16 protein-coding genes and 1 tRNA gene are annotated in these 17,173 nt (G+C 62.9%); 15 read left to right on the top strand and 2 right to left on the bottom strand.

The window, feature by feature from the left end:
* Positions 1 to 5 precede the first annotated feature (5 nt).
* The 6 genes from DR039_RS00260 to DR039_RS00235 are packed head-to-tail and all read left to right on the top strand — an operon-like array spanning position 6 to position 7,596.
* Positions 6 to 1,175, top strand: coding sequence for a tRNA (adenine-N1)-methyltransferase (locus DR039_RS00260; RefSeq protein WP_111835419.1), 1,170 nt, complete (start codon positions 6 to 8; stop codon positions 1,173 to 1,175).
* The gene (arc, locus tag DR039_RS00255; RefSeq protein WP_111835418.1) at positions 1,168 to 2,853 is read left to right on the top strand and encodes a proteasome ATPase; all 1,686 of its coding nucleotides are present in this window, start codon (positions 1,168 to 1,170) and stop codon (positions 2,851 to 2,853) included. Before DR039_RS00260 ends, arc begins: the two co-directional genes overlap by 8 nt.
* Positions 2,853 to 4,676 (top strand): proteasome accessory factor PafA2 family protein, encoded by a 1,824-nt coding sequence (locus DR039_RS00250; protein WP_111835417.1) that lies wholly within the window; start codon positions 2,853 to 2,855, stop codon positions 4,674 to 4,676. Before arc ends, DR039_RS00250 begins: the two co-directional genes overlap by 1 nt.
* A gap of 60 nt (positions 4,677 to 4,736) precedes the next feature.
* Positions 4,737 to 4,919 carry a ubiquitin-like protein Pup gene (locus DR039_RS00245; protein ID WP_111835416.1) on the top strand — a complete coding sequence of 61 codons (183 nt, stop codon included), beginning with the start codon at positions 4,737 to 4,739 and terminating at the stop codon, positions 4,917 to 4,919.
* Positions 4,916 to 6,352, top strand: coding sequence for a Pup--protein ligase (gene pafA / locus DR039_RS00240; RefSeq protein WP_111835415.1), 1,437 nt, complete (start codon positions 4,916 to 4,918; stop codon positions 6,350 to 6,352). The genes DR039_RS00245 and pafA overlap by 4 nt, the downstream gene beginning before the upstream one ends.
* 17 nt (positions 6,353 to 6,369) lie before the next feature.
* Entirely contained in the window at positions 6,370 to 7,596 is a 1,227-nt protein-coding gene (locus DR039_RS00235; protein ID WP_111835414.1) for an FKBP-type peptidyl-prolyl cis-trans isomerase, read from the top strand.
* A gap of 77 nt (positions 7,597 to 7,673) precedes the next feature.
* Here DR039_RS00235 and DR039_RS00230 read toward each other — a convergent pair whose 3' ends face one another.
* Positions 7,674 to 8,330: an AAA family ATPase gene (locus tag DR039_RS00230; RefSeq protein ID WP_111835413.1), complete on the bottom strand. Its 657-nt coding sequence runs from the start codon at positions 8,328 to 8,330 to the stop codon at positions 7,674 to 7,676.
* 144 nt (positions 8,331 to 8,474) lie between these two features.
* Here DR039_RS00230 and hisF point away from each other — a divergent pair, with 144 nt between their 5' ends.
* The 8 genes from hisF (at position 8,475) to pyk (ending at position 16,309) form a co-directional block, all read left to right on the top strand.
* Entirely contained in the window at positions 8,475 to 9,248 is a 774-nt protein-coding gene (hisF, locus tag DR039_RS00225; protein ID WP_111835412.1) for an imidazole glycerol phosphate synthase subunit HisF, read from the top strand.
* 80 nt (positions 9,249 to 9,328) lie between these two features.
* Positions 9,329 to 9,832, top strand: a complete 504-nt coding sequence (locus DR039_RS11020) for a DUF4190 domain-containing protein (RefSeq protein ID WP_126622260.1) — start codon at positions 9,329 to 9,331, stop codon at positions 9,830 to 9,832.
* 3 nt (positions 9,833 to 9,835) lie between these two features.
* Positions 9,836 to 10,225: a DUF2752 domain-containing protein gene (locus DR039_RS00215; RefSeq protein ID WP_111835410.1), complete on the top strand. Its 390-nt coding sequence runs from the start codon at positions 9,836 to 9,838 to the stop codon at positions 10,223 to 10,225.
* Between the two features lie 40 nt (positions 10,226 to 10,265).
* Positions 10,266 to 10,658: a phosphoribosyl-AMP cyclohydrolase gene (gene hisI / locus DR039_RS00210; protein WP_111835409.1), complete on the top strand. Its 393-nt coding sequence runs from the start codon at positions 10,266 to 10,268 to the stop codon at positions 10,656 to 10,658.
* 142 nt (positions 10,659 to 10,800) lie between these two features.
* The gene (locus tag DR039_RS00205; RefSeq protein WP_111835408.1) at positions 10,801 to 12,798 is read left to right on the top strand and encodes an OPT family oligopeptide transporter; all 1,998 of its coding nucleotides are present in this window, start codon (positions 10,801 to 10,803) and stop codon (positions 12,796 to 12,798) included.
* A 172-nt stretch (positions 12,799 to 12,970) separates the two neighbouring features.
* Positions 12,971 to 13,798: an indole-3-glycerol phosphate synthase TrpC gene (locus DR039_RS00200; protein ID WP_111835407.1), complete on the top strand. Its 828-nt coding sequence runs from the start codon at positions 12,971 to 12,973 to the stop codon at positions 13,796 to 13,798.
* Between the two features lie 4 nt (positions 13,799 to 13,802).
* On the top strand, positions 13,803 to 14,807 hold the full coding sequence (gene lgt / locus DR039_RS00195) for a prolipoprotein diacylglyceryl transferase (RefSeq protein ID WP_229116711.1): 1,005 nt from the start codon (positions 13,803 to 13,805) through the stop codon (positions 14,805 to 14,807).
* A 71-nt stretch (positions 14,808 to 14,878) separates the two neighbouring features.
* Complete coding sequence (gene pyk, locus DR039_RS00190) at positions 14,879 to 16,309, top strand: pyruvate kinase (protein ID WP_111835405.1); 1,431 nt, start codon at positions 14,879 to 14,881, stop codon at positions 16,307 to 16,309.
* 72 nt (positions 16,310 to 16,381) lie between these two features.
* Here the strand turns inward: pyk and DR039_RS00185 are convergent.
* Positions 16,382 to 16,455: transfer RNA gene (locus tag DR039_RS00185), tRNA-Leu, on the bottom strand.
* A gap of 54 nt (positions 16,456 to 16,509) precedes the next feature.
* Here DR039_RS00185 and DR039_RS00180 point away from each other — a divergent pair.
* Positions 16,510 to 17,148 carry an ANTAR domain-containing response regulator gene (locus DR039_RS00180; protein ID WP_111835404.1) on the top strand — a complete coding sequence of 213 codons (639 nt, stop codon included), beginning with the start codon at positions 16,510 to 16,512 and terminating at the stop codon, positions 17,146 to 17,148.
* Positions 17,149 to 17,173 lie beyond the last annotated feature (25 nt).

Below are 17,173 nucleotides of genomic sequence, written 5' to 3'. Positions count from 1 at the left end.
CTGCAATGAGCGAGCACGAACACACCCCGTCCTTCCACGACCCGGACCAGGACACCGTCATAGACACCACCGGCTACACCGAGCCCGCTGCGCCGTCTGAAGCCGAAGGGCAGTCCACCAACTCGGGCCAAACCCCGCCAAAGCTCCCGCCCCGACACCTCACCCAGGAAGTCCTAGGGCAGGCCGGAAGACGTGGGCCCCTGCGCTACGGCGAACGCATCCAAGTCACTGATGTCAAAGGTGCTAAGAACACTTTCCAGCTCGATCCCCGTGGCTATTTCCAGTCGGTACGCGGCTCCTTTTACCACCGTGACGTCGTCGGCAAGGAGGAGGGCACGGTCATCACCACTGACACCGGCCACGAACTCCTCATCCTGCGGCCCCTGCTGGCCGACTACGTCCTGTCCATGCCACGCGGCGCCCAGGTCGTCTATGCCAAAGACTCCGGCCAAGTCATCGCCATGGGTGATATTTACCCGGGTGCCCGCGTAATTGAGGCGGGCGTCGGTTCGGGCGCCCTGACCATGAACCTGCTGTCCGCCATCGGGGAGAGCGGCCACCTGCTCTCCATTGAGCGGCGCCACGACTTTGCCCAGATTGCTGCAAGCAATGTCGACTGTTGGTTCGGACGCCACCACCCCGCATGGGAACTGCGCGCCGGAGATTTCAACGACGTCGTCGGCAAACACGTGCTCGATGCCAGTGTGGACCGCATCGTCTTGGACATGCTGGCGCCCTGGGACTGCGTGGCGCAGAGCGCTCGCGCCCTGGCTCCGGGCGGTGTCTTCCTGGCCTACGTGGCCACCACTACCCAACTCTCCCGCACGGTGGAGCAACTGCGTCACTGTGGTCTGTTCACCGAACCGGAGGCCTGGGAGTCGATGGTCCGCACCTGGAATGTGGACGGCCTCTCTGTACGCCCAGATCACCGCATGGTTGCCCACACCGGCTTCCTGCTAACCGCCCGCCGCCTAGCCCAAGGCTCACAGCCCCTGAGCCGCAAACGGCCACCGGCTCGAGGTGCCTACGACGAAGGCGGCTACTGGCTGCCAGAAGACGTCAAAGAACGCACCAGCACAGACAAGAAGGTCCGCCGGGTCCTGCGGGACAGTCTCGCCAAGCAACCGGAAGATGCCACACCGGTCCTCAGTGACCACACTGGTGCACATGACTGAGTCCAAGCAGCCGGACGATGACCCCTCCGGTCTAGTCGCGAGCGCCTCAGATAGGCCCCTGGCTCCGCCGACACCATCCTTCACCAGCCACCAGTTGCGTGAGGCCCGCGCCCAGGCCGTCAGCCTCACAGAGAAGAACGAGCGCCTGACTGCGGCTCTCACCGCCGCCCGCACCCGCATTAAGGAACTCGGCGCTCAGCTTGACGCCGTCACTCTGCCGCCCCTGACCTTCGGCACTATCACCGCCCCACCAGCCCTGCGCAGCCAGGAGGCGAGCGGGCAGACCCGTGCCTTGGAGGTGGAGGTCAACCTCTCCGGCCGCGCCATGCGCCTGACGGTGCACTCCGCCCTAGCTGCTGCCAGCTTGCAGGTGGGTGCGCGTGTGGGCGTCAACGACCAGCTGCTGGTGGTCAGTGTGCATCCCGCCCCAGACACGGGTGAGGCAGTGGCGCTAGATGAAGTCATTGCGGACGGCGCAGCCGGTCCTCGCGCTTTGGTAACTACAGGTGCAGGTGCCACCCGGATCCTTAGCCTGGCCGCCAATCTGGACCCCGCGACACTCCGCCCCGGAGACACTCTGGCCGCAGACCTGCGCACAGAGGTGGCCCTCGCCAAAGTGGAGCGCACCAGCGTGGAGCAACTGGTGGTGGCAGAGACCCCAGATGTCTCCTGGGAGGATATCGGGGGACTGGGGGCCCAGATCAGCCAGATCCGTGATGCTTTAGAACTGCCCTTCACTCACCCCGACCGCTACCGGGCCTATGGGCTGCGCGCCCCTAAAGGCGTGCTCCTTTACGGCCCGCCCGGCTGCGGAAAGACGCTGATTGCCAAGGCTGTAGCCACCTCTTTGGCACGGTCTGGTGGTTCCGCACGCGGGGCCGCTTTCCTCAACATCAAAGGTCCGGAACTGCTGAGCAAGTTCGTGGGTGAGACGGAAAGACAAATCCGGGCGATCTTTGAACAGGCCCGCAAAGTGGCTGGCGAAGACCGTCCGGTGGTCGTCTTCTTTGATGAAATGGAGGCTCTCTTCCGGACCCGCGGCACCGGGATCTCCTCCGATGTGGAGACCATGATTGTGCCCCAGGTGCTCGCGGAGATCGACGGCGTCGAGTCACTACGCAATGTAGTGATTATCGGTGCCTCCAACCGGGAGGACATGATCGACCCCGCCTTGCTGCGCCCCGGACGCCTGGATGTCAAGATCCGCATCGGTCGACCAGACCAAGCCGGTGCGGAAGAGATCCTCGCCAAGCATCTAACCAGGGAGCTGCCTCTAGACCCGGTAGAACTCGCGGCAGCCAGTGGGGACCGGGAAGCCGCCGTCGCGGCCATGCGCCAGGCAACCGTTCAGGCTCTCTACCAGCGCAGCCCCCGAACAGCCGTTCTGGAGGTCACCTACGCCAGTGGTGCCACTCGTTGCCTGCACCTAGCAGACCTGGCCTCAGGTGCCATGCTTGCAGGGATTGTTGCGCGCGCTAAAACCGCTGCCATCAAGGATGAACTCACAGGCGGCGCCGGTGGCCTGTCCACCACTCGCTTACTTGAGGCACTGCAGGCAGAGGCGCGCCAGAACGAGGAGATTACTGGCGCGACCACCGCAGAGGGATGGGCTCGGCTAATTGGCGGCAGTGGTGAAGCAATCCGCTCCGTGCGGCGCCTGGGACACCAGGAACAGTGATGCGCCCACAGGAAGCTACTAATTCAGTGACCTGGCTCAAGGATCCCGCCTGCCGACCAGTCGGACTGGAAACCGAACTGGGGGTGCTGGAACCTGGCAACTTTCACGCCAACCCTGTAGCTCTGGCGAGCCGCCAGGTGGACGCATACGCCACCATCAGTCGACCAGGGCTGCAAAACATTGACGGCGCGCCGGCACCTGCCGTTCGTTGGGACTACGAGGCAGAAGACCCCCTAGCAGACCAGCGCGGCGGGCATTTGGAACGCGCCGCAGCCCACCCCAGCCTGCTCACAGACGATCCCACCATCCTGGCACCCTCCGGTGACGCCTCTGCAGAAATCGCTTCGGCTCCTGCCGCCCGGGGTCAGACAGCTGACCTGGCGACGCCGTCGCCCGGATCAGGGTTGGCAGATCTGCCAGCCGGCCCTTGGGGAGCGCGCCCACGCCCCAGCGCCGCCGAGGCCGCCCTGGCGCGCGCCACCACTGCTGTGCTCACCAATGGGGCCCGCCTGTACGTGGACCACGCTCACCCGGAGTACTCGAGTCCTGAAGTGCTCAGGCCCATTGACGCCCTTATTTGGGATCGGGCCGGGGAGGTGATCGGCCGCCGGGCCATGGCGGCGCTAGCCGGGCAGTCAGGCGGCGTGGAGACCGTGCTGTATAAGAACAACGTCGATGGCAAAGGCGCCGCCTACGGCAGCCATGAGAACTACCTGGTGCGCCGCGAGCTGCCCTTTGAAACCCTGACTGCGGCGCTGATTCCCTTCCTGGCCACCCGCCCAGTGCTCGTGGGCGCCGGACGGGTAGGCCTAGGCCCGCGCTCAGAGCGGCCCGGTTTTCAGATTAGCCAGCGAGCCGACTACGTGGGCTGCGAGGTGGGCCTGCAAACCACCTTCAACCGTCCCCTAGTCAACACCCGCGACGAGCCCCATGCGGAGTCCAAGCGCTGGCGTCGGCTCCATGTCATCAACGGTGACGCGAATATGTTGGAGGTGCCTGGATACCTGAAGGTCGCCACTGCGAACCTGCTGCTGTGGTATCTGGAGCGGGCTCACAAGCGTGGTTTGGGACTTGCGGTGTTGCAGGATCTCCAAGTTCAGGGCGACGTCGTTGAGCAACACTGGGCTATGAGTCACGATACGACGCTGGCCTTCACCTATCAGACGAACCGTGGGCCACTGACCGCCTTGGAGCTCCAGGGCCTGTACTTAGAAGCCATTAGGGCGGCCTTGCGAGAAGACTACGGCGGGCTGGAAGCCACCCAAGTGGGGGAGGAGACTGCCCGGGCACTGAAACTCTGGGCGGAGGTGCTGGAGGTTTTGGACTGCTTCGCCGCCGCGCAGGCAAGCGAGGCCGCCCCTGCCGCCCGCGCTCACGCCCTGGCTATGGCTGCACCTTTGGTCGAGTGGGTCGCCAAGCTCCAGCTGTGCGAGGGCTTGCTGGCCCGGTCCGCAAGCGGTTGGGAAGATCCACGGGTGGCCGCGCTGGACTTGCAGTGGGCAGACCTGCGTCCCGGCAGGGGGGTGGCGGAACGCTTGAACGCTGCCGGACGCACGCGTCGCCTAACCACGGATGCGCAGATTGAACAGGCTGCAGATCAGCCCCCACCGGGAACCCGGGCGGCAGTTCGCGGCGCAGCTATTGCGCGTTTCCCCCAAGTGGTGGCTGCCTCCTGGACCAGTTTGGTGCTCGATCTGCCAGCGCGTTCCAGTCTGCTGCGCCTTGACCTGCCTCAGGATGTTGCTTGCTCAGCAGCAGAAACTGAAGCCTGGCTGGCCGCGATTTCGCGGACGGTAGCAGCAGGGGAGACACTTGCGCCCTAGCTCAGCCCCCAGTTGGGGGCCGTTCCGCCCTAGAACCGGTCGAGCAGAATCGAGGAGCCCATGTCCCAAAACCAGCAGCAACTGCAGCCACAGGAGGGCCATTTCGGAGCCGACGACGCCCTTGCTGCAGGTGGCCAAGTGCAAGCCAGCGCGGTTGATGACATTCTCGACGATATCGACGCCGTCTTGGAAGCCAACGCCGCTGCCTTCGTTCAGGGCTTCGTCCAGAAGGGCGGACAGTGACCACTGCGGAGCGCCACGCCTCGCCCGCCAGAAGAGTCTTTGGAATAGAGACCGAATACGGCATTACATGTGCTTCCACTAACGGGGGACCAGCACCCCTGGATGCCGATCATGCCGCCCGTGAGCTATTCAAGCCTCTAGTCCAGCGCCATCGCTCAACCAATGTCTTCACCCCCAACGGCGGGCGTCTATACCTGGACGTAGGCAGTCACCCCGAGTACGCCACCGCCGAGTGTGACCGTTTAGCTGACCTCCTGGCCCAGGATCGGGCCGGGGAACTGCTCATGGCGCGCCTCGTTGCCGAAGCTAACACCCATCTGGCTGAACAGGAGGTGCCCGGGCGCATCCACCTGCTCAAGAACAACCTTGACGCCGAGGGCAGTGGCTTTGGCTGTCACGAGAATTACCTGGTGCACCGCCGTGGAGACTTTTGGAAAGATGCGCGCGCCCTAGTGCCCCATCTGGTAACTCGCCAGATCCTGGTAGGTGCCGGACATATTGACGTGGACCCGGCTGGAAACCGGCCCACCCGCTACGTCTTTTCCCAGCGTGCCGACCAAATGCACGACGCCGTCTCTGCGGCCACCACCCGAGTCCGGCCCCTGATAAACACGCGCGATGAACCCCACGCTGACGCAGAGCGCTTCCGCCGCATGCATGTGATCGTAGGAGATTCCAATATTGCGCAAGGCTCAACGCTGCTGAAGCTAGGCCAGATGGATCTGCTCCTGGACTACCTGGAGAAAGGCGGAGATCTCAGTGATCTGGCTCTGGCAGAGCCGATGCGCGCCATCCGAGATACCTGTCACGACCTCAGTGGCCAGGCCAAGCTGGAGCTTGCTAGCGGAGGCATGATCACGGCGCTAGATCTTCAAGAGGAGCACCTGAGCAGGATCTCTGCGCACTGTGAACAGCTTGATCTAGACTCGCTTCAAAGCGAGGTTCTTAGCCTATGGGCGCGGGGCTTGCAGGCGCTGCGCTGCGATGACCTCGGGGCGGTCGCAACTGACCTGGACTGGGCCGCCAAGCTCAGTCTGCTGCGCCGCTACCAGGACCGCACCGGAGCCGAGCTCACCGATCCACGCGTCGCCCGGCTGCTACTGGCTTACCATGACATCGCTGCGCAAGATGGGCTGCGCAGCCGACTCGAGTCAGCAGGCCTGCTGCGCCGCTACGTTGCTGAGTCTGCGTGCGAATGTGCCATGGGCCACGCTCCTGCCACCACTCGCGCTCACCTGCGAGGTCAGGCTGTGGCCTGGGCACAGGCACGCCGTCGAGATTTGGCTGTGGATTGGGTTAACCTCAAGCTGGAAGACGGTTCTGTTCCTGCCATTGCCCTACGCGACCCACTTGTCAACTCGGACGTTCGCGTTGACGCCTTGCTCGCCGCGATGCAGGATGAGCCGGTCTATTCCGATCCCTACAGTCCCTGAGACGTGAGGAGGCGCCCATGAGCACGCAGGCTCCCGAGCCCCGCAGCCGCCGGGCGGCTTCCACAGAGACCCGTCGTAGCCGCCGCGAAAATTTGAACCAAACTCGCAGTGGCCGCCGCGTGGCTCCCGCTGAGACTCGCCGCAGTCGTCGGCTCCAGCAGAACGAACAAGCAGCTGCCGTTGGGGCCCATAAGGTCATAGGTGCGACGCTGGGGCGTAAGCGCCCAGCCACCTGGATTATTGCGGTGATGGCGGTGGCGTTGGTGGCCGTGATGGTGGCGCTGCCGCTGCTGACTTCGAGGCGGACCAGTCCGGTGGTTGAAGTTAGTCCGACCCCCACGCCCACGCTGATGGCCAAAGAAGTCGCTAGCCCGCTGCCAGGTGATGCTCCCCTGAACCAGCTCCTGGAGGTTGCCGGACGCATTGGCGCCCCACCGGTTGTGAAACTGAACGGTCCCATAATCCCAGTCCAAGAGACCCTCTCGGACGTGGTCAATCGAGGTACTGGTCGCGCGGTTAACGGTGGTGAGCCGGTAATGCTCAGTGTCTCCACCTACTCCGGGGCAGACGGCACCAATACCACCGGCAATACTGCGGGCCGACGTCTGTTCCTAGGCCCCCTGACTGCAGATACTGTGGGTGGTGATCTCTCCTGGCGCATCGTCGGACTGACCGAGGGGACCCGCCTAGTCTTGCGCTCACCAGTGACACAGCCTGACGGCAAGGCAATTGTTGAAATTACGGTCATCGATATCATGGAGCTGCGATCTCATGGCACCCCACAGCCAACGCCTGCGGGTATGCCGAGCTTCACCATGGGATCTGACGGCAAAGTCACCCTGGGCACTGCGGGCCTTCCGGAGCCGACGGCGGTGCGCGCCGAACTCCTGATTGAGGGCGAAGGCGAGCAGATTAAGGATGGCGACACCTTGGTGGCGCGCTACACCATGGTCAACTGGAAGACCGGGCAGGCAATTACGGACTGTTACGGGGACACGATGGTGCCTTGCGGTGTGGTCATGAAAGAACTCATAACCGCAGCAGCAGACCACCTGCGCGACGTACGGGTCGGATCTAGGGTGCTTATGGCACTGCCTGCTGCCCAGGCGCGGGGAGATGTATCTGTGGCCCTGGCCATTGATGTTCTATCCGTAGACAACCCTGATTCCAAGACTGCCGAGCCGACTACGGCCCCAACGGACCAAATCGTGGTGGTAACTCCGAGTGCACCTGCGGCGCCCTAGAAGCTCCTAAGCTCTCTCATCCGGTTGGTGGCCACTTATCGGGAAGCAGAGGGGAGTTCAAGGCAGGCGCCCTGCGGTTAGCCAGCAATCACCAGGTCTGGCCAATACGCTCTAGGTCCGTGTTTCCAGCTCTGAGCTTGGCGCTCAGCTTGGGCTTGCCAGTTCTTAAGGTCCCAAACATAGGGGTCACGCAGCTGGATGCGCGCAACGCAGATCTCCGGCGGCGCCTGCACCCACACGCGCAGCAATGCGAGACGCCGTAGGTCCTGCGCCGCACTGGCAAGAGCACCACAACCTTCAAGCAGAAGCACACCACCTTGCAACGGCGGCAGGGTCAGCCAGCCGCCTGGGCTGGATGCACTCCAGTCCCACTTTCGTGCCCGGGCTGGCTGGCCAGAGTCCAGCGCATGCAGCATGCCCCGCGCTGCTTCTACTCCAGCCGCCAAGCCATCCCAGCCGGGCACCAACTCGTCAAGCTGCACGATTCCCTGCCATGTTGTGCTGTACTCCAGCGCCGCAGCGACTTCCTTAGCTAGATGCGTCTTGCCGGCTCCGGCCGGGCCATCAATCACCACTACCAAGCCGCGGCCAGGGAGAGCGGATTCGGCTGCTCTAGCCCGAGCATTCGCTAGATGGGCTAGAACTACTTGGAGTGCATGCTGCTTTGGCACCGGGCGCAGTGCGAGCCAGGCTTCCGATCCACCCGAGTTGGGAGTGACAGCTGCAGGATTCACGACCTGAGCCTAATTGCAGCATTGCGCCCACGTGGATGGGTACTCGTCCAGGCGAGTCACGGCGCTAATCTGGGGCTGGAGTCCGTCATACGCAGCAGCCAGCCGGGCCCCAGCACGATTTGCCCGCCCAGTCAGGAGCCCTATATGAGCGTTGCCGTTCGCGTTATCACCTGCCTAGACGTAAAAGCCGGGCGCGTGGTCAAGGGCGTTAATTTCCAGGGCCTGCGTGATGCCGGTGACCCAGTTGAGCTAGCCGCCAAATACGAGCAGCAAGGCGCTGATGAAGTCACTTTTCTGGATGTCTCTGCTTCTGCGGAGGGGCGTGCCACCATGCTGGAGGTCGTCTCAGCCACCGCCGAGCAGGTCTTCGTGCCACTGACCGTTGGCGGTGGCGTCCGCAGCGTTGCGGACGTAGATCGGCTCCTGCGCGCTGGTGCTGACAAAGTTGGGGTAAACACCGCAGCTATCAACCGGCCTGAACTCATCGCTGAGGTAGCGGAACGCTTTGGCAACCAGGTGCTAGTGCTCTCGGTTGACGCGAGGCGCTGCCCCGAGGGCGTCACCACGGATTCCGGTTATGAGGTAACTACTCACGGTGGCCGCATTTCCACGGGGATCGACGCCGTAGCTTGGGCGGTTCAGGCAGCCGAGCTAGGTGCGGGTGAGGTGCTGCTGAACTCCATGGATGTTGATGGCGTCAAGGAGGGCTTTGATTTGGAGATGCTGGACGCGGTGCGCCAAGAGCTGCGGGTGCCGGTGATCGCCTCTGGGGGAGCAGGCAGGCCAGAACACTTCGCGCAAGCGGCGCTGCACGGTGCAGATGCCGTGCTGGCAGCCTCTGTGTTCCACTTTGGCACGATGACTGTGCGGCAAGCCAAATCAGCGCTGCGGGCGGCTGGCCTCCCGGTGCGGTGGTAGAACTACCCACTTGCGCTAGAGCCTCGCTGTAGCCGCTTAACATTGAGCCACTTGTATATCCCCGATCCTCTGATGAGCCCATGAGCGACTATCCGTATAACCAACCGGGTGCCCCAGACCCATACAACCCCTACGCTGGTCCTAGCTCAGACCCCTATGCCGCCCAGCCGCCGCTTGCCGGCACGCCCTACCCCGGATTCGAGTACCAGGGCAGTAGCTACCTAAGTTCACAGGCTGGTGCCTACCAGCCTCAACCGATGATGGTCTCGCGCCCAATGCAGCCGATCTACGACCCAGTTATGGCGCAGGTACAGCAGATGGTCCTCATGTCTAACCGGACGCGGTCCAACGCGCTGGGGGGCTGGGCTCTAGGCCTGAGCATCGTTTCCGTGCTCTGTTGCACCTACGGAGTGGCCCAACTGATTGCACTTGGACTGGGCATCGCAGGAATTGTCGCGGCAAATAACGGGCATGCGGACAATAAAGGGGTGTCAATCGCCGCAGTGGTGATCTCAGTCGTTTCTATGGCGCTTTGGATTGCCTTCTGGGTATTCGTGGTCTGGTCGAGGACGCGAAGCTACTGAGCTATGCTCGCTGCTCCCGCCCTGACTGCTCCGCCTCTGCCTCCTGGGGGCTGCTTGTTTCATGCGCTGACGGGCTATTGGTGTCCTTTTTGTGGGGGCACGCGGGCGACCGTGTCGCTGCTGCACGGTGACTGGGCAGCTGCGCTTGGCTGGAACCCGATCGCTCCCTTAGTTGAACTGCTGCTCATCGGCTTAGCTGCCAGGCTGGTTTATCGCGTACTGCGCGAGCGCCTGCGTGGTTTGGATCGGGTTTTGGACGCTTTCATGAGCCCGCGCGAAGCGCTGGTGCTTGGGGTGGCGGTGGCTGTTTTCACAGTGCTGCGCAACACCCCTTGGCTGCAGCCCTGGCTGGCTTTCCTTTTAGGTCCGCCGACGGCGCCGCTCTGGGGCTGAGCTGCCTAGAGGCTGCTGCGCACGTGGGAGACTTTCCGCCATGAGCTCGCAACCAGCCCACGACTACTCAGCACTGCCGGGCGCGCTAGCCTCCCGCCTCAAGCGGGACGCCAAGGGCCTGATTTGCGCGGTGGTACAGCAGTACGACACCCGTGAAGTGCTGATGGTCGGCTGGATGAACGACGAGGCTTTGCGCCGCACCCTTACTGAAGGTCGTGTCACCTTCTGGTCGCGCTCGCGCCAGGAGTACTGGCGTAAAGGTGATACCTCCGGGCACTTCCAGTACGTCAAGTCCGTCAGTCTGGACTGCGACGGAGACGCCCTACTCCTAGAAGTAGATCAGCTCGGAGCAGCCTGCCACACCGGTAAGCGCAGTTGCTTCCTAGCAGGCGGGGATTTGGGGGCCACAGTGGGAAAAGAAACTGAGAACTGAGCCGCCTCACCTTTGCCTGTGATCCTGTGCATGCCAGGCGGGTCACGGGCCGGAAACGCTGGACATGCTAGCGTCACCGGGAAACCCATGACCGCCTGATCTCCTAGAGCGGTCGGGAAGCATCTAACCGGAAGCACTGAGAATGTCCCCTTCGAAATCAAAGGCAGCAGCGGGCCCAGCGGCCAAGACTGCGGCTGCACCCTTGAATGTCAAGGAGCTGACGCTACGCGGCGTCATCATTGGTGGCTTGATCACCATCGTGTTCACAGCGGCGAACGTCTACCTGGGTTTGAAGGCCGGACTGACCTTTGCCACCTCTATCCCCGCTGCTGTGATCTCCATGGCTGTGCTCCGCTACTTCAAGGATCACACCATCCAGGAGAACAACATCGTTCAGACGATTGCCTCCGCTGCCGGCACCCTATCCGCCATTATTTTCGTGCTACCTGGACTAGTAATGGTCGGCTGGTGGCAAGGCTTCCCCTACTGGCAGTCCGTCTTTGTAATCGCCCTGGGTGGCTTGCTGGGCGTCATGTACTCCATCCCGCTGCGTCGCGCGCTGGTCACTAACTCCGACCTGCCATACCCGGAGGGTGTGGCTGCCGCCGAGGTGCTGCGCGTGGGAGACACCAATGAAGGCGCCGAGGAATCCCGTCGCGGACTCCTGGCGATTATCTGGGGCGGCTTGGCCTCTGCCGGCTTCGCCATCTTGGGTTCTTTGAAGGCTGTAGCCACTGAGGTCTCCGGAGCTTTCAAGATTGGCTCTGGTGGCACTATGGCGGCTGGTTCCCTGTCCCTGGCGCTGATCGGTGTGGGACACCTGGTGGGTATCGGCGTTGGTATCGCCATGATTGTCGGTCTGCTGATTTCCTACGGCATCCTGCTGCCTATGCAGACCTGGGGGCAGCTCGACGGCTCCGTGGAACTCGCTAAGGCGGTCGGCGGCGTATTCAAGAGTGACGTCCGCCTGATTGGCGCCGGCACAATAGCCGTGGCCGCAGTGTGGACCCTCATTAAGCTCATCGGACCTATCGTGGTCGGTATCAAAGACTCCCTTTCCTCGACCGCTCGCCGTGAGTCTGGCCAGGAGGTGGACATCACTGAACGTGACCTCTCCGCCAAGGTCGTTATGGGCGTAATCCTGGCCTCCATGCTGCCGATCGGTGTGCTCCTGTGGCTGTTCGTGCGCGGCACCGCCATCGAGCACTCCGCCTGGGGCCTGGTGTTCATCTCGATCGTCTTTGTGCTGCTCACCGGCCTGGCTGTCGCCTCCGTCTGCGGTTATATGGCAGGCCTAATTGGTGCCTCTAACTCTCCGATCTCGGGCGTGGGCATCATCGTGGCTATCGCCGCTGCGCTGGTGGTCAAGGTGGTGCACGGCACCGTCCAGGGTGACCAGCTGTCCGCATTGGTGGCCTACACGCTGTTCACGGCTGCGGTCGTCTTCGGTATCGCCACGATCTCTAACGACAACCTGCAGGACCTCAAAACCGGTCAGCTTGTGGGAGCAACCCCCTGGAAGCAGCAGGTGGCCCTAATAATCGGTGTGGGCTTTGGTGCGGTTATCATCCCGCCGGTCCTCAACCTCATGCAGAAGGCTTTTGGATTCCAAGGTGCCCCTGGCGCCGGTGAGAATGCCCTGTCTGCCCCACAGGCCTCCTTGATCTCCGACCTGATCAAAGGCGTTTTTGGTGGGAACCTGAACTGGAAACTGATCGGTTTGGGGGCGGCCATCGGTGTAGTGGTCATCATCATTAACGAGGTCCTGACCCGCACCACCAAGAACCTCTCCCTGCCCGGCCTGGCTGTGGGAATGGGCATGTACCTGCCGATGGCTATCACCATCATGATCCCTATCGGTGCGGTGCTTGGGCTCCTGCACGATAAATGGGCGGAGAAACAAGCCAACCCCGAGCGTGCTAAGCGCATGGGTACGCTGGTGGCCACCGGCCTGATTGTTGGTGAGAGCCTGTGGGGCGTGGTCTATGCGGGCATCGTCGGGGCTTCTGGCGAGGACGAACCGCTGGCGATCATGCCTGATAGCTTTGCGAAGCTCGCAATCTGTCTGGGAGCGCTGCTGTTCTGCGGCATCATCGCGGTGCTTTACCGGCTGGCGCGGCGCGAGGGGGCACGCGACTGAGCTAAGCCTTTAGCCACGCTCTGCTGGCCGGGGTTCCACAGATCAAAGTCTGTTGAAACCCCGGCCAGTCCAGGTTTCTGAACGGATTTGCTTCAAAGGGCATCTGCCGTGGACGATTGTATTAGCAGTGGGCTATCGCCTAACTGAGTGGGACAACTTGGAGGAATCGGCAATGAGGCACCTTGAAGCACTCGCCGCTGCTGCCCGCGCCGCTCAGGAGGCACGGGAGGCGTCCCTGCCACTGGAGCAGTTGCGCGAGCTTGCCCGCAAGGTGCCCTCGGCCCGCTGCGCCGTAGAGGTACTGCGCAGTCCTGACCGCGCAGTCTCCGTGATCGCCGAGGTTAAGCGCACCACCGCCACCTTCGCAGACCTCACCGGAGTCGGGGACTGCGGCGTAATGGCAAGCTTCTACGAGGCTGGAGGGGCGGTAGCCGTATCCGTGGTGACCGAGTCATCCCTCTACCACGGCGATCTGGCCGATCTGGATGCCGTGCGCGCCGCCGTGGATGTGCCGGTGCTGATGAACGACATGGTGGTTACGCCCTACCAAGTACATGAGGCTCGTGCCCACGGCGCGGATATGCTGGTGCTCATTGCCGGCGCGGTTCCTGACGTGGTGTTAGCCGGGCTGATTGATCGCACGCACTCACTGGGGATGACCGCGGTGGCGGAGGTACACACGCGCCGTGAGGCATTGACCGCGGTGGAGTCCGGGGCTGAAGTGATTATGGTGGACGCCCGCGACCCGCAGACTTGTGACGTGGACCGGACGCTTTTTGAACAGGTTGCTGAGGTGCTGCCTGCTGAGGTAATACGGCTGGCAGCTGGTGGAGTCAGTGGTCCCCACGATGTCATGAACTATGCTCGCAGCGGCGCCGACGTCGTGCTGGTAGGTGAAGCTATCCTGCGGTCTGCTGATCCGCAGCAGTTTGTGGCTGAGCTAGTCGCTGCTGGCGCCCACCCGGCCTTGCTTTCAGCCACTAATAGAGAGGCACATTGAATCCATGCCCCTGAGCTTGAATATGCCAGGAATGTGGCTGGCGACCCAGCTGGGTGCCAGTATCCCCAGTCCTTCACAGGGGGTATGGCAAATAGGGCCCTTCCCGCTGCGCGCCTACGCATTGTGCCTGCTGGCCGGCATCTTCCTGGCTGTGGGCTGGGGGGAGCGGCGTTACCGGGCAGCTGGTGGTGAGCGAGACACGGTGGTAGATCTGGCTCTGCTCTCAGTGCCACTAGGCATTGTGGGGGCGCGCCTTTACCACGTACTGACTTCCCCAGATGCCTACTTCGGACCTGAAGGCAGCCTGGCCAATATCCCACGCATCTGGGAAGGCGGGATTGGCATCTGGGGAGGCATCTCAGCTGGCGCAGCCACCTGCGCGGTGCTGCTGTGGCGCCGAGGCCTGCGGGTTGCGCCCTTCGCCGATGCCTTGGCCCCGGGGGTGCTAGCGGCGCAAGCGATCGGACGCTTTGGCAACTGGTTCAACCAGGAGCTATTCGGTGGCCCCACCACGCTGCCTTGGGGCCTGGAGATTGACGACGCCCACCTGCCTGCCGGATATCCTTCCGGCACCCTCTTTCACCCAACCTTCCTGTATGAGGCGCTTTGGAATGCTGCCGGAGTCCTAGTGCTGCTGTGGCTCGCACGCAGGCTCAAAGCCCGTGACGGCGCCACCGGTGGCCGGATCATGTGGGCTTACATGATGGTTTACACCGCTGGCCGTGCCTGGATCGAGATGCTGCGCGTTGACGATGCTCAACTGATTGCTGGCCTGCGCCTAAATGTGTGGACCTCACTGCTGGTGTTCTTAGCGGGACTCCTGGGCTATATCTGGACCAGCCGCCGCGGCCCCTCCGACGCCGTGCGCCGGAAGCATGACGCTGCCGCCGACCTGGAGGTTGCCACGGACGCCGCTACAGAACTTGGCGGGAGCGGCGAAGGCAAGGAGGGCAAGAGCGTTGTGGAGGCCGCCTCCAGTGAACCGGAAACCAGCTCAGCCATATCGTGAGGCTGGTCGCAACCCCGCTGGGAATGCTGACGCCGGTGATGGCACTCGCCACTTTCGCTTAGGCTGGTGTCATGCGTAGAGCGAAGATCGTGTGCACACTCGGCCCGGCCACAGATTCCCCAGAGCAGGTTCAGGCCCTCGTAGACGCCGGCATGAACGTCGCGCGCATTAACCGCAGCCACGGACGCGCCGAGGACCAGGAGGAGGTCATCGCCCGCGTCCGCGCAGCCGCAGAGGCTTCCGGCCAACCAGTCGCAATTCTGGTCGACCTGCAAGGCCCCAAGATTCGCCTGGGTCGCTTTGTCAACGACCAGAAGGTTCAGCTGCACAAGGGCGATGAGTTCACCATCACCACTGAGGAGGTGCTGGGCACCGTCAAGCGCTGCTCCACCACCTTCAAAGGCCTGCCGGGTGACTGCCGTCCCGGTGACCGGCTTCTAATCGACGACGGCAACGTGGCCGTGCGCGTCAAGGCAGTCACGGACACCGACGTCGTCACCACTGTTGAGGTGCCTGGCTACGTCTCCAACAACAAAGGCATCAACCTTCCAGGTGTGGCCGTCTCCGTGCCCGCCCTGTCCGAGAAGGACCGCGGTGACCTGCGCTGGGCCCTGAAGATCGGCGCCGATCTGATTGCGCTGTCCTTTGTGCGCGATGCCAATGACATCAAGGATGTCCACGAGATTATGGACGAGGTCGGGGTACGCATCCCGGTGATCGCCAAGATCGAGAAGCCCCAGGCCGTGGAGCACCTTTTCGACATTGTTGATGCCTTTGACGGCATCATGGTGGCGCGCGGTGACCTGGGCGTGGAGATGCCCCTGGAGTCCGTGCCGCTGGTCCAGAAGCGTGCGATCGAGCTGGCCCGCAGGCAAGCCAAGCCCGTCATCGTGGCCACCCAAGTGCTTGAGTCCATGATTCAGAACCCGCGCCCCACCCGCGCGGAGGCCTCTGACTGCGCCAACGCCATCCTGGATGGGGCTGACGCCGTCATGCTCTCTGGCGAGACCAGCGTGGGCGCCTACCCGATCGAGGCCGTGCGCACCATGGCCCGCATCATTGAGAATGTTGAAGAGAACGGTGGGGAGCGTATCCCCGGCCTGGGGTCTTATCCACAGACCCGCGGTGGTGCGATCACCCGGGCTGCCGCAGATATGGGAGAGGTATTGGACGCCGCCTTCCTAGTGACCTTCTCTCAGTCGGGTGACACGGCACGCCGACTTTCACGTCTGCGTTCACCAATCCCCCTGCTGTGTTTCACCCCACTGCACACTACGCGCAACCAGTTGGCTGTTTCCTGGGGCGTGCAAACCTACGAGGTGCCTGAGGTTAGACACACCGATGACATGGTGGCGCAGGTCGATGAGTTGCTTCAGTCCAAGCACATCGCCCACCCCGGTGACACGGTGGTGATCGTGGCTGGCATGCCCCCGGGCACACCCGGCTCCACGAACTCCATCCGCGTGCACCACGTGGGGGAGCAGGCCGTCTTCACGCACTGAGCTGTTTGAGGCATTTAAAAAGGGCGTGGGCCCCGTGCTTTGTGCACAGGGCCCACGCCCTTTGAGTACCAGTACCTCCGGTGGGACTCGAACCCACAACACTCCGATTTTGAGTCGGATGCCTCTGCCAATTGGGCTACGGAGGCTCTCGGCTGACTTCGGTCGGCCTTGAACGGCTCAGAGCATACTAGGCTTAGCCCGTGAATACCGAGTCAACACCCAAGCCGCGCCGGGTTCTCGTCGCAGAGGACGAGACCCTCATCCGCCTCGACATCGTGGAGACCCTTACCGATGCGGGCTTTGAGGTGATCGCTGAGGCCAGCGACGGCGAGGAAGCCGTCCGCCTAGTGGCCGAGCATGAGCCGGATTTATGCGTGCTGGACGTCAAAATGCCCGTCATGGATGGCATTACTGCCGCTGAACGCATTCTCGCAGAGCACTCCTGCGCTGTCGTCATGCTCACAGCCTTCTCCCAAAAGGAGCTCGTTGAGCGGGCTAGCGCCGCCGGTGCCATGGCCTACGTGGTGAAGCCCTTCACCCCGGCAGACCTCATTCCGGCCCTGGAAATCGCCTACTCCCGCCATGAGGAGATCCTCTCGCTTGAGAGCGAGATCACGGACCTGCAGGAGCGTTTTGAGACCCGCAAGCGCGTGGACCGCGCCAAGGGGCTGCTCATGGAAAAGATGGGCCTGAGCGAGCCGGACTCATTCCGCTGGCTCCAAAAGACCTCCATGAACCGCCGCCTGACCATGCGGGAGGTGGCCGACGCCGTCATTGAGCAAGTGGGTGGGGGAGTCAAGGCTGCCAAGAGCACACAGGACGGCAAGGAACAGGACTGAGTACGCAGGCTGCGCCGGGCTCCGT

This window comes from Actinomyces bovis (assembly GCF_900444995.1).
Taxonomy (GTDB): domain Bacteria; phylum Actinomycetota; class Actinomycetes; order Actinomycetales; family Actinomycetaceae; genus Actinomyces; species Actinomyces bovis.
The sequence above is the reverse complement of the archived record's forward strand: the minus strand, read 5'-3'. Positions and strand labels throughout refer to the sequence as shown.